At 63.1% G+C, this 13551-nt stretch carries 13 protein-coding genes; 8 read left to right on the top strand and 5 right to left on the bottom strand.

Translation table 11 applies throughout. The features are described from left to right. Window positions 1-4 precede the first annotated feature (4 nt). The gene (locus tag GCN78_RS14585; RefSeq protein ID WP_152252343.1) at window positions 5-1114 is read left to right on the top strand and encodes an ABC transporter ATP-binding protein; all 1110 of its coding nucleotides are present in this window, start codon (window positions 5-7) and stop codon (window positions 1112-1114) included. A gap of 77 nt (window positions 1115-1191) precedes the next feature. Here the strand turns inward: GCN78_RS14585 and GCN78_RS14580 are convergent, their stop codons facing one another. Together GCN78_RS14580 and GCN78_RS14575 are read right to left on the bottom strand one after the other, a co-directional pair. Next, complete coding sequence (locus GCN78_RS14580) at window positions 1192-2208, bottom strand: ParB/Srx family N-terminal domain-containing protein (protein WP_152252342.1); 1017 nt, start codon at window positions 2206-2208, stop codon at window positions 1192-1194. 25 nt (window positions 2209-2233) lie between these two features. Then, window positions 2234-3451 carry a hypothetical protein gene (locus tag GCN78_RS14575; RefSeq protein ID WP_152252341.1) on the bottom strand — a complete coding sequence of 406 codons (1218 nt, stop codon included), beginning with the start codon at window positions 3449-3451 and terminating at the stop codon, window positions 2234-2236. A gap of 173 nt (window positions 3452-3624) precedes the next feature. Between GCN78_RS14575 and GCN78_RS14570 the strand changes: the two genes are divergently transcribed. Continuing rightward, entirely contained in the window at window positions 3625-4053 is a 429-nt protein-coding gene (locus GCN78_RS14570; protein WP_461419039.1) for a type II toxin-antitoxin system RelE/ParE family toxin, read from the top strand. Then, window positions 4010-4357 (top strand): helix-turn-helix domain-containing transcriptional regulator, encoded by a 348-nt coding sequence (locus GCN78_RS14565; RefSeq protein ID WP_152252340.1) that lies wholly within the window; start codon window positions 4010-4012, stop codon window positions 4355-4357. Before GCN78_RS14570 ends, GCN78_RS14565 begins: the two co-directional genes overlap by 44 nt. Window positions 4358-4370: 13 nt before the next feature. On the opposite strand, the gene GCN78_RS14560 is transcribed toward GCN78_RS14565, so the two are convergent. Genes GCN78_RS14560 through GCN78_RS14550 form a run of 3 tightly spaced genes read right to left on the bottom strand, consistent with a single transcriptional unit; the run spans window position 4371 to window position 7267 of the window. After that, a complete protein-coding gene (locus GCN78_RS14560) occupies window positions 4371-5393 on the bottom strand; it encodes a Gfo/Idh/MocA family oxidoreductase (RefSeq protein WP_152252339.1) in 1023 nt (340 codons plus the stop codon). Window positions 5394-5421: 28 nt separating this feature from the next. Beyond that, entirely contained in the window at window positions 5422-6408 is a 987-nt protein-coding gene (iolG, locus tag GCN78_RS14555) for an inositol 2-dehydrogenase (protein WP_152252538.1), read from the bottom strand. Further along, entirely contained in the window at window positions 6401-7267 is an 867-nt protein-coding gene (locus tag GCN78_RS14550; RefSeq protein ID WP_034757651.1) for a MurR/RpiR family transcriptional regulator, read from the bottom strand. The genes iolG and GCN78_RS14550 overlap by 8 nt, the downstream gene beginning before the upstream one ends. Before the next feature lie 300 nt (window positions 7268-7567). On the opposite strand from GCN78_RS14550, the gene GCN78_RS14545 reads away from it, so the two are divergent. From GCN78_RS14545 to GCN78_RS14525, 5 genes are all read left to right on the top strand, one after another. Beyond that, window positions 7568-8572, top strand: coding sequence for a sugar ABC transporter substrate-binding protein (locus tag GCN78_RS14545; protein WP_092802645.1), 1005 nt, complete (start codon window positions 7568-7570; stop codon window positions 8570-8572). A 171-nt stretch (window positions 8573-8743) separates the two neighbouring features. Next, window positions 8744-9865: an ABC transporter permease gene (locus GCN78_RS14540; protein WP_077409079.1), complete on the top strand. Its 1122-nt coding sequence runs from the start codon at window positions 8744-8746 to the stop codon at window positions 9863-9865. Window positions 9866-9868: 3 nt separating this feature from the next. Next, a complete protein-coding gene (locus GCN78_RS14535; protein WP_152252338.1) occupies window positions 9869-10654 on the top strand; it encodes an ATP-binding cassette domain-containing protein in 786 nt (261 codons plus the stop codon). An 8-nt stretch (window positions 10655-10662) separates the two neighbouring features. Beyond that, the gene (locus GCN78_RS14530) at window positions 10663-12609 is read left to right on the top strand and encodes a bifunctional 5-dehydro-2-deoxygluconokinase/5-dehydro-2-deoxyphosphogluconate aldolase (protein WP_152252337.1); all 1947 of its coding nucleotides are present in this window, start codon (window positions 10663-10665) and stop codon (window positions 12607-12609) included. Next, window positions 12606-13551: thiamine pyrophosphate-binding protein (locus GCN78_RS14525; RefSeq protein ID WP_264372686.1), on the top strand; the 946-nt coding region annotated here is incomplete at its 3' end. The genes GCN78_RS14530 and GCN78_RS14525, both read left to right, overlap by 4 nt.

The raw sequence follows: 13551 nt of genomic DNA, 5'->3' as shown, positions 1-13551 counted from the left end.
GAATATGTCCAGTTTATCGATACGCAGCATCCGCAAGGTGTACACGAATGGCGTCGAAGTCTTGAAAGGCATCGACATCGAGATCAAGGATGGCCAGTTCCTGATCCTCGTCGGCGGCTCCGGCTCCGGCAAGTCGACCTTGCTCAACATGGTGGCCGGCCTGGAAAGCGTCACGTCCGGCGAAATCCTCATCGACGGCAAGGTGGTCAACGACCTGCCGCCGAAGGACCGCGACATCGCCATGGTGTTCCAGTCCTACGCGCTGTACCCGTCGATGACGGTGCGCGAAAACATCGCGTTTGGCCTGAACGTGAAGAAGGTGCCGAAGGCGGAGCAGGAAGAAATCGTCTCGCGCGTCGCCGAGACGCTGCAGATCACGCATTTGCTGGACCGTCGTCCGGCGCAATTGTCGGGCGGCCAGCGTCAGCGCGTGGCCATGGGCCGCGCCATCTCGCGCAAGCCCTCGCTGTTCCTGTTCGACGAACCGCTGTCGAACCTGGACGCCAAGCTGCGCGTGGAAATGCGCGCCGAGATCAAGCTGCTGCACCAGCGCCTGAAGGCCACCATCGTCTACGTCACGCATGACCAGATCGAGGCGATGACCATGGGCGACCTGATCGCCGTCATGAAGGATGGGGTGGTGCAGCAACTGGGCACGCCGCAGGAAATCTACGACAACCCGGCCAACCTGTTCGTGGCCGGCTTCATCGGCTCGCCATCGATGAACTTCATCACCGTCAAGCCTGTCATCGAGGGCAATGAGGTGTTTGTCGCCATCGACAACGCGGGCAAGAGCATGCGCCTGGCCCTGCCATTCGCGGCCGACAAGCTGCGCAGCTATGCGGGCCGCGACGTGATTCTGGGCGTGCGTCCGGAGCAGATCACGGACATGAGCAGCGCGCACGGCGACGTGGGCCAGGAACTGGGCTGCCTGATCGACCTGGTCGAGCCGACCGGTCCCGACACCTTGCTGACGACGCGCCTGAACGGTGCGGCAGTGACTTGCCGCACGCACCCGCGCGAAGCCGTGCTGCCGGGGCAGACCATGCAGCTGTCGTTCAACCTGTCGAAAGCGGCCCTGTTCGATCCGGAGAATGGCGAACGCATCGCGTAAGCGACACCTGCACTAGATAACGGCCCGCCTGTCAGCTGACAGGCGGGCCGTTGTTGTTTATGCCGTGCTTACTGTGCTTATTTTGCCAGCGCTTTCCTGTACGCGATGGCGTAGCCGAGCTTGCCCATCGGCGTGGCCAGGTCGTCCAGCGCCGCCTGGCTGAAGACGCCCGTCCAGCCCAGCGCTTGCGCCGTCTTGCCGCCGCTGACGATGTCGCCGGGCTGCAGGGCCGCCATCGCGCGCGCGGCGGCTTCGATGGCGGCCAGATAGCTGGCGCGGTCGAGGCGATCGACGCGGGACAGGTCAACCTCGGGTTTGCCGCGCAGCCAGCCGGCCCAGTAAAACTCAAGAAATTCCGTGGCGTTGGCGGGCGCGTCATAGCCGATCCCGCGCGTAAAATAGACGAGCGAGCGGTAGGGGTCGTCACCCAGCGATGTCAGGCCGATGGCGGATGGCAGTTGCCGCGGCGTGATGGCCTGGTTCCCGCCGTTTTTCAGCCAGACCTTGTTTTCCTCGCGCATGCGCGTCCAGAACGCCGCTTCGTCCAGCGCGCTGAGATTGTCGCTGACCTTGACCCACACCTGCAATTGATGATTGCGCCCGCCATCGGCATCCCAAAAGCTGGAAAACGTGTGGTGTCCATCGGTCAGGTAGACGATGCCGCGCGGGCCGATGACGACAGTCTTCATGTCGTCGGGACGGCTGCCCACGGCCGCCTTGCAGCGGTAGCCGGCCGGCGGCGCGGCCAGGGTGGCGCCGGCCACATTGGCCGTGCCAGGCAAGACATCGCCCTGGCCATTGGCTTCGCACAGGTCGGCGAATTTTTTCGGCTTGGCGATGTCGGCGATGTGCTTTTCTTCGGCCGCATAGCGTCCCAGCTTGTAATACACCTGATCGTAGCCGATGGCCGGCTGGGTCGGATGCAGTTCATCGAGGCGCACCTGCAGGATGCGCGGATGGGCGGCGCTGCCGACGACGGTCGCCATCAGCGCCTGCTGGCGCGCGCTGAGGACCGGCTCCCTGGCCCACGCCGCATGGCTGAAGGACAGGGCCAGCAGCAGGGCGCCGGCAGTGTGCGTGACGTGGCGTGGCATCTTGCTCTCCTTTAACGCTGGCGCGTCATTCCAGCAGGGCGCTGGGCACGCGCGGCGACGACATTAGCTCGCGGAAGGCGGCCCAGTGTGCGGCGCGCGTCGCGCCCTGGCGCTCGACATAGGCTTTCGCCATGTCCTGGCCCAGGTTGTAATTGATGACGTACGCGCCCATGGCGTCGTAGAACTGCAGGCGCTGCGCGGATTTCTCGGCCGGATACAGGCGCACGTTGACCAGCCATTCCAGCGCTTCTTCGCGGCTCAGGCTGCCTTCGAGGTACTGGCGCGCGATGTCGTTGTCGGCATAGCCGAGCTTGGCCAGCAGCGCGTTCAGTTGCGCATAGCGGGGCGCCAGCGCTGGGTCCAGGCCGGCCAGCGGGTACAGCACCTGCTGCTCGAACGCCAGCCGCTCTGCCTCCGTGAAACTCAGTTCGATGCCGTAATTGGCCGTGCCTTCGGCGATCAAGGATTGCGGCGAGTACAGCGGATAGATGCAGTATTCCATCCAGCCCTTGCCGCGCACCAGGTCGCGCTCAAGCAGCACGTTGTACACGTGGTGGCCCGGATACGCTTCATGGCAGCCCAGGTCGACGGCACGATCGATGTACACGGGCAAGTCCGTATTGATCTGGATCACGCTCTGGTAGTTGCCCTTGTACCAGTTGTAGCCGCTCCACGGCTTGTCGGTGACAAATTCCAGCACGAAATCCTCGCCTTCGGGCAGGGCGATGTACTGCAAGGTGCGCTCGCGGCCCGCGCGGATGGCCGCGTCCATGACGGCGCGCAGCTTGTCGGCGGGAATGGCGAGTTGCGCGCGCAAGGCATTCACGCGTTCGCTGACCGTGCCGTCGCCGGGCAGCAGGGAGTCGATGGCCGCCACCAGTGCTTCATAGTATGCACGGCCGTGATGGGGCGCGACGGCATCGTACAGGCGCGCGCTTTCGGTATCGAAATCGAGGCGTGTGCCTTGCAGCATCTCCGCCTTGGCCAGCACGGCTTGCAGCTGCTTGCGCAGGTTGAGGGCGCGCAAGGATGCGTCATCGGCCAGCAGGGCCAGCGCCTTGTCTGTCGCGGCCTTGATGTCGCTCAAACTCAATTGCTGTTCCACCGCTTCCTGCTGCCATGCGGGCGGGCCGTAATACGCGTCGACATACGAGGCGTCGTGCTGCCCCATGGCCAGGACCAGCTTGACGTAGCGTTCGGCCACGCCGGCGAGGGAAGGGGAGTGGCTGTCGTTGTTGCTCATGGCGGCAGGGTCTTTCACGGTTGGGCAGCGCTTATTGTATAGCGCAATCGGACGCGCGTGAGGCGTGTACGCGTCACATCATTTATCTACAGCAACTGGGGAAACGCATCTTGATGTACATCAGTGACCTCTGCATTCGCGGCCTGCGGGTGCGGCTTTGGTAGCAAGATGGCGTGGTCCTCCTTTTACGTATCAGCGCGATTTTCCTCTTGATTTTTCTTCGTTTATGGACGAATATGATGTACGAGATCCGCCATTACCTGACGTCATCGGGCAGGGATTTGTATACGGAATGGCTGAAGCGCCAGCGCGACAACACGGCCAGGGTGGCCATCGTGCGCCGCGTGCTGCGTATGATTGCCGGCAACTTTGGCGACCACAAGTTTTGTCATGACGGCGTGTGGGAGTTGCGCATCGATGTGGGGCCTGGCTACCGCATCTATTATGCGATTGCTGACGGGCAGATCATTTTATTATTGTGCGGTGGCGACAAACGCACGCAGCCGAAAGATATCGAATACGCCTGTGCCTGCTGGCACGACTGGAAGGAGAGAGGACATGAGCGAGGACATCCGCAAACCACCGAGAGACCGCTCGCATGATGAGGCGATGGCTGAGCTGTACCGCGACGACCCCGCCTTCGCCCTGGAATTGATCAACAATATCCTTGCCGACGGCGACCATGGCGAACTGCTGGCCGTGCTGCGCCAGCTGACGCGCGCGTTCGGCGGCGTGCCGGCCGTGGCGCAAGCGGCCAGGCTCAATCCCACGCAGCTGTACCGCACCCTGTCGCCCGAGGGCAATCCCTCCTTGAGCACCTTGACGGCCATCCTCGATGCCATGGGCTTGCGGCTGGCCGTGGAACCCAGGCAGCCCGAACGTCCATTTCCTGCGCCGGCCGCCTGAGTCCAGCGGCGCCCTAGAACTCCACCGGCCGTGCTTCGCGCATCGCTTGCGTCATGGCCAGGCCGATACGCGTCGCTTCCGTCGCGTCATGCAAGGTCAATGACAAGGTGCGCCGGCCCAGCGCCGCATCCGTGAACTCCTGCGCCTCGATCAGGAAGGCGTCGGCGAAGCGGGCATAGAAGTCCGGCGTGCATTCATTGCGCACGCCATGCGCATCCGAAATTTCCACCCGGTTCAGGCGCGGATTGCTGCCCACGGCCAGGCGGCCTCCCGTGCCGAACACTTCCGTCAGGGTTTCATGGCCATGCGCCATGGTGCGCGAGGCCATGAAGCTGGCCATGCTGCCATCGGCAAACTCGACCGTCGCCAAGCCGTTGTCGACGTCGCCGAACGCCTGCAAGCCCGTGTGGATGGCGTTGGTGCCGCTCGCATACACGCGTTTGGGCACGGGATTGCCCAGCAGCCAGCGCGCCAGGTCGATATCGTGCACGCTGCAATCGAGGAAGATGCCGCCGCTGGTGGGGGCGAAACGCATGAAGGCGCCGCTGGGGTCGTTCTGGTCGCAGGTTTGCGAACGCACCAGATACGGCTTGCCGATCAGGCCCTGGGCGATCTTTTGCTGCGCGTCATGGTAGCTGGCATCGAAACGCCGCACGAAGCCGATCATGATGGTCAGTTGCGGGTGGCGCGCCGCTTCCGCTTCCACCTTCAGACAGTCGGCCAGGTCCAGTGACAGCGGTTTTTCGCAAAACACGTGCTTGCCGGCGCGCAGGGCGGCAATGATCTGGTCCGCATGCAGCGAGGTGGGCGTGACGAGGAAGACGGCGTCCAGGTCCGGGTGGGCCAGCAGGGCGTCGTAATCCGCATAACCGTTGGTGATGCCGAGCGTGCTGGCGGCCCAGTCCAGTTCGGCCGGCACGGGACTGCAGGCGGCGACGACTTGCGCATTCGGCACGCGCTGCGCCAGGTTGATGGCGTGGCGCTGGCCCAGCCGGCCCAGGCCGACGATGCCGACTTTTAATGTTGGGGATGACATGGTGTCTCCAGATATTTTTATTATTGGTTTATAAAGTGACCACGCGCTGTTCGCGCCACGACAAGGTGGCCGCTTCGGCCAGTTCCAGTGCCTTCAAGCCATCGTGCACGGTGGTGCGCAGCGGCGTGCCGCGGGTGAGGGCGTCAAAGAAGTGCGCCATTTCCTGCGCATACGCCACGCGGTAGCGTTCCAGGAAGAAATCTTCCGGCTTGTCCACACTGACATTGACGGCGCCATAGGCCGTCACTTCCGTCGGCTTGTGGTTGCCCGCCTGCAGCATGCCGGCGCTGCCCAGCACTTCGAAGCGCTGGTCGTAGCCGTAGGCGGCGCGGCGCGAGGCATTGATCTGGCACAAGCGTCCCTTGGCCGTGCGGATGGTGACGACGGCCGTGTCCAAGTCGCCCGCTTCGCCGATGGCGGGATCGACCAGGCAGCTGCCCGTGGCGTGCACGCTGACGGCTTCATCGTCGAGTATCCAGCGGAAGATGTCGAAATCGTGGATCAGCATATCCTTGAAGATGCCGCCCGAGACCTTGATGTAGCCGACCGGTGGCGGGCCGGGATCGCGGCTGGTGACGACCAGCAACTCCGGCGTGCCGATCTCGCCCGCCGCGATGCGTGTCTTGACGGCATTGAAAGTGGGATCGTAGCGGCGCTGGAAACCCAGCATGCACAGCACCTTGGCTTCCTTGACGGCGGCGGCGCAGGCGCGCGCCCGGTCGAGGGTCAGGTCGACGGGTTTTTCGCAAAAGATGGCCTTGCCGGCGGCGGCCGAGCGCAGGATCAGGTCCGCGTGCGTGTCCGTGCTGGAGGCGATGACGACGGCCTTGATGGCCGGGTCTGCCAGCGCCGCGTCCACCGTGGTGCTGCTGCCGCCATGCAGGCCGGCCAGCGTGGCGGCCGCTTCCTGGTTGACGTCGACCACGTACTTGAACTGCACGCCGGGTTGGGCGGCCAGGTTGGCCGCGTGGATTTTGCCGATGCGTCCGGCGCCGAACAACGCTACTTCAATCATCATGTTCTCCTGGGGTGTGGATTTCTTCGATGTCGAGCTCTAATTTGTATGCCAGCGCGATGAACAGCGCCTGACACAGGCAGATGGTGCTGGTCAGCGAGCGGAAGGCGAAGGCGCTGCCCTCGGTGACGGTGAGCAGCGCGTCGGCGGCCCGCGCGAGCGGCGCCAGCTTGCTGTCGGTAATCACGAGGACCTTGGCACCCTTGTCCTGCGCCGCCTTGATGCACTGCTGGGTTTCCTTGCCGTAAGGCGAGAAACTGATGGCGATCGCCACATCGCGTTCGCGCACGCTGCGCATCTGTTCGCGGTGCATGCCGCCCAGTCCGCTAATCAGGTGCACGCGCTTGTCCGTGTGCTCGAGCGCGTAGGCGATGTAGGAGGCGATCGGAAAGGACCGGCGCACGCCGATCACATAAATGTTTTCCGCTTTCAACAGCAGGTTGACGGCCGCTTCCAGCTGCGCGTCGTCGAGTCCGGCCGCCAGGTCGTCGAGACCGGCGCGGCTGGCGCCGACGAATTCGCGTGTCAGATCGCCTGCGCTGAGGGCGGCGTCGCGCGTGGAGATGAGCTTGCGGATGCGCTGCTGGTAGTCGGGCGTGGCGCCGGCCTGGTCCGTGTACGCCTGGCGGAACACGTCCTGCATTTCAGAAAAGCCCGTATAGCCGAAGCGCTGCGCGAAGCGCACGATGGCCGACGGCTGCACGTCGCAGGCGGCGGCGATGTCGCTGATGCGTTCGAGCATCAGGCTGGCCCGGTGCTTTTCGATGTATTGCGCGATGACTTTCAGCTGGCGCGACAGATTGTCGTACTCGGCGGCAATGTGCTGCATCAGCTGTTCGATGGGGGCGGTGGCTGCCATGGTTACTCCTTGGTGTACTTGCTGGGCCGCGCCGGCGTATCAATGCGCGCCGCGGCTGGTTCTGGCGAGAATTATAGGAGGGAATCTCAAAAATAGAAATGAATTTCTATTTAAATTGTTTTTGAAAATTTTATTGCATTTGTCTTTTTTGTGGCCTAAGCTGTGCGCAGTGCATCGGGTCTTGCCGGTTTTCCGGCTCCCCGCTGACACGCGACAAAAGCTGGCAACTATAAAAATTAATCCTTCAAGGAGACATTCATGCAAAGCAATAAGCGTAAGGGATTTCTGAAGAGCCTGGCCATGCTGGGCCTCGGCCTGGGACTGGGTCTGGGCATGAGCGCCAGCCACGCGGCAGGCGAGAAATTCGTGCTGATCAGCCATGCGCCTGATTCCGATTCCTGGTGGAATACGATCAAAAATTCCGTCAAGCAAGCAGGCGAAGACTTCAATGTCACCGTCGACTACCGCAATCCGCCGAATGGCGACCTGGCCGACATGGCGCGCCTGGTCGAGCAATCGGCGGCCCGCAATTACGACGGCGTGATCGTCAGCATCGCCGACTTCAGCGTGCTGCAAAAGCCGCTGGGCCTCGTTGCTGCCAAGAAGATTCCATTTGTCACGATCAATTCCGGCACCCTGGCGCAAAGCGAGCAGTTGGGCGCCGTGATGCACGTGGGCCAGCCTGAATACGAGGCAGGCAAGGGCGCCGGCGAAAAAGCCAAGGCGGCCGGCATCAAGTCCTTCGTCTGCGTGAACCATTACGCGACGAACCCATCGTCGTTCGAGCGTTGCCGCGGCTTTGCCGAGGCCATCGGCGTCGATTTCAAGGCCGCCACGCTGGATGCGGGCGAAGATCCGACCACCATCGAAAGCAAGTTGAGCGCCTACCTGCGCAACAACCCGAAAACCCAGGCCGTGCTGGCGCTGGGCCCCACCTCGGCCCACGCCTCGCTGAAGGCGCTGGAAAAAATGGGCTTGAAGGGCAAGATGTGGTTCGCCACGTTCGACCTGTCCGATGAAATCTCGAAAGGCATCAAGGATGGCAGCATCCAGTTCGCCATCGACCAGCAACCCTACCTGCAAGGCTATATCCCTGTTGCCGTGCTGGCCATCATGAAGCAGGACAAGACGACGGACCTGGCCAAGGTACGCGAAAAGCTGATCAATAACGCCAAGTTCAAGGCGCGCCTGGCCGAGTATGGCCTGGCACCATCGTATGGCCCGCGCCATATCGGTTCCGGCCCTGGGTATGTCACCAAGGACAATATCGGCAAGGTGGAGAAATACGCCGGCCAGTTCCGTTAAGCACCCGCTTTTCAGTTCAATCAAGACCTTAGTCGTTGTCCCCGCGCGCAGGCCTAGCTTGCCGGCGCGCGGGTCCTGCCGCCCTGGAATTGTTGTCGAGGCTGGTAGGTTGCTATAAAACAAGGGAGACATAGCATGAGTACCGTGAAATTAAGCGTGGAGCAGGGTGGCATGGCCGCCTCGGGCACGCCGCCGCAAAAGCAGGGCTTTGATGAGCGCGTGGGGCAGGTCAGCTGGCTCAAGCGGCTGTTCAGCCGCCCGGAATTCGCCTCGATCTCGGGCGCCATCCTGGTGTTCGCCTTCTTTATCCTGACGGCCGGCGATTCCGGCATGTTCAACCTCGATGGCGTGATCAACTGGGCGCAAGTGGCCGCCTACCTGGGCATCATCGCCATCGGTGCCTGCGTATTGATGATCGCCGGCGAATTCGACCTGTCGATCGGCTCCATGATCGGCTTTGCCGGCATGATGATCGCCATTCCTTCCGTCTACTTTCACTGGCCCGTGTGGGCCGCCATCCTGTTCGCCTTCGCCGGTTCGATGGCGCTGGGCTGGCTCAACGGCTACCTGGTCATCAAGACGCGCCTGCCTTCGTTTATCGTCACCCTGGCCTTCCTGTTCATCCTGCGCGGCCTGACCCTGGCCCTGTCCATCATGTTTGCCAACCGCACCATCGTCAGCGGCATCGGCGCGCTGGCCGCCGACGACTGGCTGGCCATGACCCTGTTCCATGGCGAAGTGGGCACCTCGCTGTTCGCCTGGATGGCCAAGGCGGGCTGGATCACGGCGCTCGACAATGGCGCGCCATTGGTCAAGGGCATCCCCAAGGTCATCGTCTGGTGGGCCGGCCTGGCGCTGGTATCCGGCTTCGTCCTGGCCCGCACCCGCATCGGCAACTGGATCTTCGCCGTCGGCGGCGACGCCAACGCGGCCAAGAACGTGGGCGTGCCCGTGAAAACCATCAAGGTATCGCTGTTTGTCTTCACGGCGTTCTGCGCCTGTCTGTTTGCCACGCTGCAAGTATTTGACGTGGGCTCGGCCGCCGCCGACCGCGGCATGCAAAAGGAATTCGAAGCCATCATCGCGGCCGTCATCGGCGGCGCCTTGCTGACGGGCGGCTATGGTTCCGTCGTCGGCGCCTGCTTCGGCGCGCTGATCTTTGGCGTGGTGCAGATCGGCATTACTTATACCAATATCAATTCGGACTGGTTCCGCGTCTTCCTCGGCGTCATGCTGCTGATCGCGGTACTGTTCAATAACTTTGTCCGTGCGCGTGTCACGGAAGCGAGATAAGCCATGAGCGAATACATCCTTGCGCTGGAAAACATCAGCAAACGTTTCGGCTCCGTCATCGCCCTGCAAAACGTCACCCTGCGCCTGAAGCCGGGCGAAGTGCATTGCCTGCTCGGTGACAACGGCGCCGGCAAGTCGACCCTGATCAAGACCCTGGCCGGCGTGCACCGGCCCACCAGCGGCGAGTATCTGGTCGATGGCCAGCCCGTCAGTTTCAATTCGCCGAAGGAAGCGCTCGACCTGGGCGTGGCCACCGTCTACCAGGATCTGGCGCTGGTGCCCTTGCTGTCCGTGGCGCGCAATTTCTTCATGGGCCGTGAACCGATCCGTAAAATGTTTGGCGTGCTGCCCGTGATGGATATGGAATACGCGGCCACCACGGCGCGCGACAAGCTGGCCGAAATGGGCATCATGGTGCGCGATCCGCACCAAGCCGTGGGCACCATGTCGGGCGGCGAGCGGCAATGCCTGGCCATCGCCCGCGCCATCCACTTCGGCGCGCGCGTGCTGATTCTCGACGAGCCGACGGCGGCCCTGGGCGTGAAACAATCGTTCAATGTGTTGAAACTGATCTACAAGGCGCGCGAACGGGGCTTGTCCGTGATCTTTATTACCCACAACGTGCACCACGCCTACCCCGTGGGCGACTCGTTCACCCTCTTGAACCGGGGCAAGTCGCTGGGCACTTACACCAAGGAAACCGTTTCCAAGGATGAAGTACTCGACATGATGGCGGGCGGTGCGGAAATGCAAACGCTGATGAGTGAACTCGACGGTGTCACGATTTAAGGATAGCCATGAATAATTCCACACAATTTGCCCAGGGCCGCGCGCTGGACGTGATCTGCCTGGGCCGCCTGGCGGTGGATCTGTACGCGCAGCAGATCGGCAGCACCCTGGAAGACGCCACCAGTTTCGCCAAGTACCTGGGCGGCTCGTCGGCGAACATCGCCTTCGGCACGGCCCGCCTGGGCTTGAAGTCGGCCATGCTGTCGAAGGTGGGCGACGACCACATGGGCCGTTTCTTGACGGATACCCTGTCGCAGGAGGGTTGCGACGTCAGCCACGTCGGCATCGACCGCGAGCGCCTCACGGCCTTGGTGATGCTGGGCATCAAGGATAAAAACACCTTCCCCCTGATTTTTTACCGTGAAAATTGCGCCGACATGGCCATCGAAGCGTCCAGCGTCGACGCCGCCTTTATCGCTTCCAGCAAAGCACTCTTGATCACCGGCACGCATTTCTCGACTAGCGCCATGCACGCCGTCAGCACGCAGGCCTTGCAACTGGCCCGCGCCAACAACGTGCGCACCGTGCTCGACATCGACTACCGGCCCGTGCTGTGGGGCTTGTCGGGCAAGGCCGATGGCGAAACGCGTTTCGTCTCGAACGAAGGTGTGACAAAACATCTGCAAAGCATCCTGCCGCAGTTCGACCTGATCGTCGGTACGGAAGAGGAATTCATGATCGCCGGCGGCGGCGCGGACATCATGGCCAGCTTGCGTGCCGTGCGGGCCGCTACCCTGGCGACCCTGGTCGTCAAGCGGGGTCCGCTGGGCAGCGCCGTCATCGACAATGTGGTGCCGGCCAGTCTCGACGATGCGTATAACTACCGTGGCGTGCGCGTGGAAGTGCTGAACGTGCTGGGTGCGGGCGACGCGTTTCTCTCGGGCTTTTTGAAGGGCTGGCTGCGCGGCGAGGATTACGAAGCGTGCTGCCGCTACGCGAATGGCTGCGGCGCCCTCGTCGTGTCGCGCCATGGTTGCGCGCCGGCCATGCCGTCGCCCGTCGAGCTCGACTATTTCCTGGCCAACGCGGCCAAACTGACGCAGCCGGACCAGGACGCCACCTTGTCCCGCTTGCACCGCACGACGGTGGCGCGCAAGCAGTGGGACGAGCTGTGCGTGTTTGCCTTCGATCACCGCACGCAATTCTTTGAGCTGGCGCAACAGACTGGCGCGCCCGAAGCGGCCATTGCGGCCTTGAAGCAATTGATGGTGCAAGCCGTGGCGCAGACGGAAACGGCCTTGCATCTGGCCGGCAAGACGGGCGTGCTGATCGATGGCCGCTATGGCGTCGATGCGCTCAACGACGCGACGGGACGCGGCTGGTGGATAGGCCGTCCCGTGGAATTGCCGGGCTCGAATCCGCTGCAGTTCGACTGGGGCCGTTCCATCGGCTCGCACCTGCTCAGCTGGCCCAAGGAACACGTGATCAAGTGCCTGGTGCAGCTGCATCCGGACGACGCCGTGGAAAACCGATTGGAACAGGAAGCGCAGATCAAGGCCCTGTACGACGCGGCGCAAGTGAGCGGTCACGAACTGTTGCTGGAAGTCATACCGTCGGATGCCTTGCCGCAAAGTGAAGACACCGTCTTGCGCGCCGTCAAGCGCCTGTACAACCTGGGCATTTACCCGGAATGGTGGAAGCTGGAAAGCATGTCGGCCAAGCAATGGCAAGAGATCGATGCCCTCGTGCACGAGCGCGATCCGTATTGCCGTGGCGTCGTATTACTTGGCCTGAACGCGCCGATTGCTGCCCTGGCCGACAGTTTCGAGCAAGCCAGTGCCAGCAGCACCTGCCGCGGCTTCATGGTGGGCCGCACCATCTTCCAGGAACCGAGCCGCCGCTGGCTGGCTGGCGAGCTGGACGATGCGGCCCTGATCGCTGCCGTGCGCGCCAACTTCGAACAGCTGATTTCCCTGTGGCAGCGCACGCGCAACCGCATGGAGCGTGCCGCATGAAGACGACGATCCGCTTGACCATGGCCCAGGCGCTGGTACGCTATCTGTCGGTATTGCATACCGAGGACGGCCAGCCTTTGTTCGGCGGCGCCTTCGCCATCTTTGGCCACGGCAACGTGGCCGGCCTGGGCGAGGCGCTGTACCAGTACCGGGAATCCTTTCCCACCTACCGCGCGCACAACGAACAGGCGATGGCGCACTCGGCCATTGCCTACGCGAAAGCCCACATGCGCCGGCGCATGCTGGCCGTCACCAGTTCCATCGGCCCCGGCGCCACCAATTTGCTGACGGCCGCCGCGCTGGCGCACGTGAATCGCCTGCCCGTGCTCTTGTTGCCCGGCGACGTCTTCGTCTCGCGCGCGCCGGACCCGGTGTTGCAGCAGCTGGAAGACACCGGCGACGGCAGCGTCTCGGTGAATGACGCTTTTAAACCTTTATCACGCTATTTCGACCGCATCGTCTATCCGGAACAGTTGCTGACCGCCTTGCCGCGCGCCATTGCCGCCTTGACGGACCCGGCCGCTTGCGGTCCCGTCACCTTGTCGCTGCCGCAAGACGTGCAGACGATGGCGTATGACTATCCGGAAGAGTTCTTTACGCCGCGCACCGTGCGTTTCCGCGCCGTGCCGCCCGTCGAACAGGAACTGGAAGAGGCGGCAGCACTGTTGAAAGAGGCGAAACAGCCGCTGATCGTCGCCGGCGGCGGCGTGCTGTACGGCAAGGCTGGCGCCGCGCTGCGGGCCTTCGCCGAGCGCCACGGCATCCCCGTGGCGGAAACCCAGGCGGGCAAGAGCAGCTTGCCGTGGGACCATGCGCTGCAGCTGGGCGCCATCGGCGTCACCGGTTCGCCCGCCGCCAACGCGCTGGCGGCGCAGGCCGACGTGGTGCTGGCCGTCGGCACGCGCCTGCAGGATTTCACGACGGGTTCGAATTCCCTGTTTG

The organism is Janthinobacterium rivuli (assembly GCF_009208735.1).
Lineage (GTDB): Bacteria > Pseudomonadota > Gammaproteobacteria > Burkholderiales > Burkholderiaceae_D > Janthinobacterium.
This window is presented reverse-complemented; position numbering and strand designations above follow the sequence as displayed.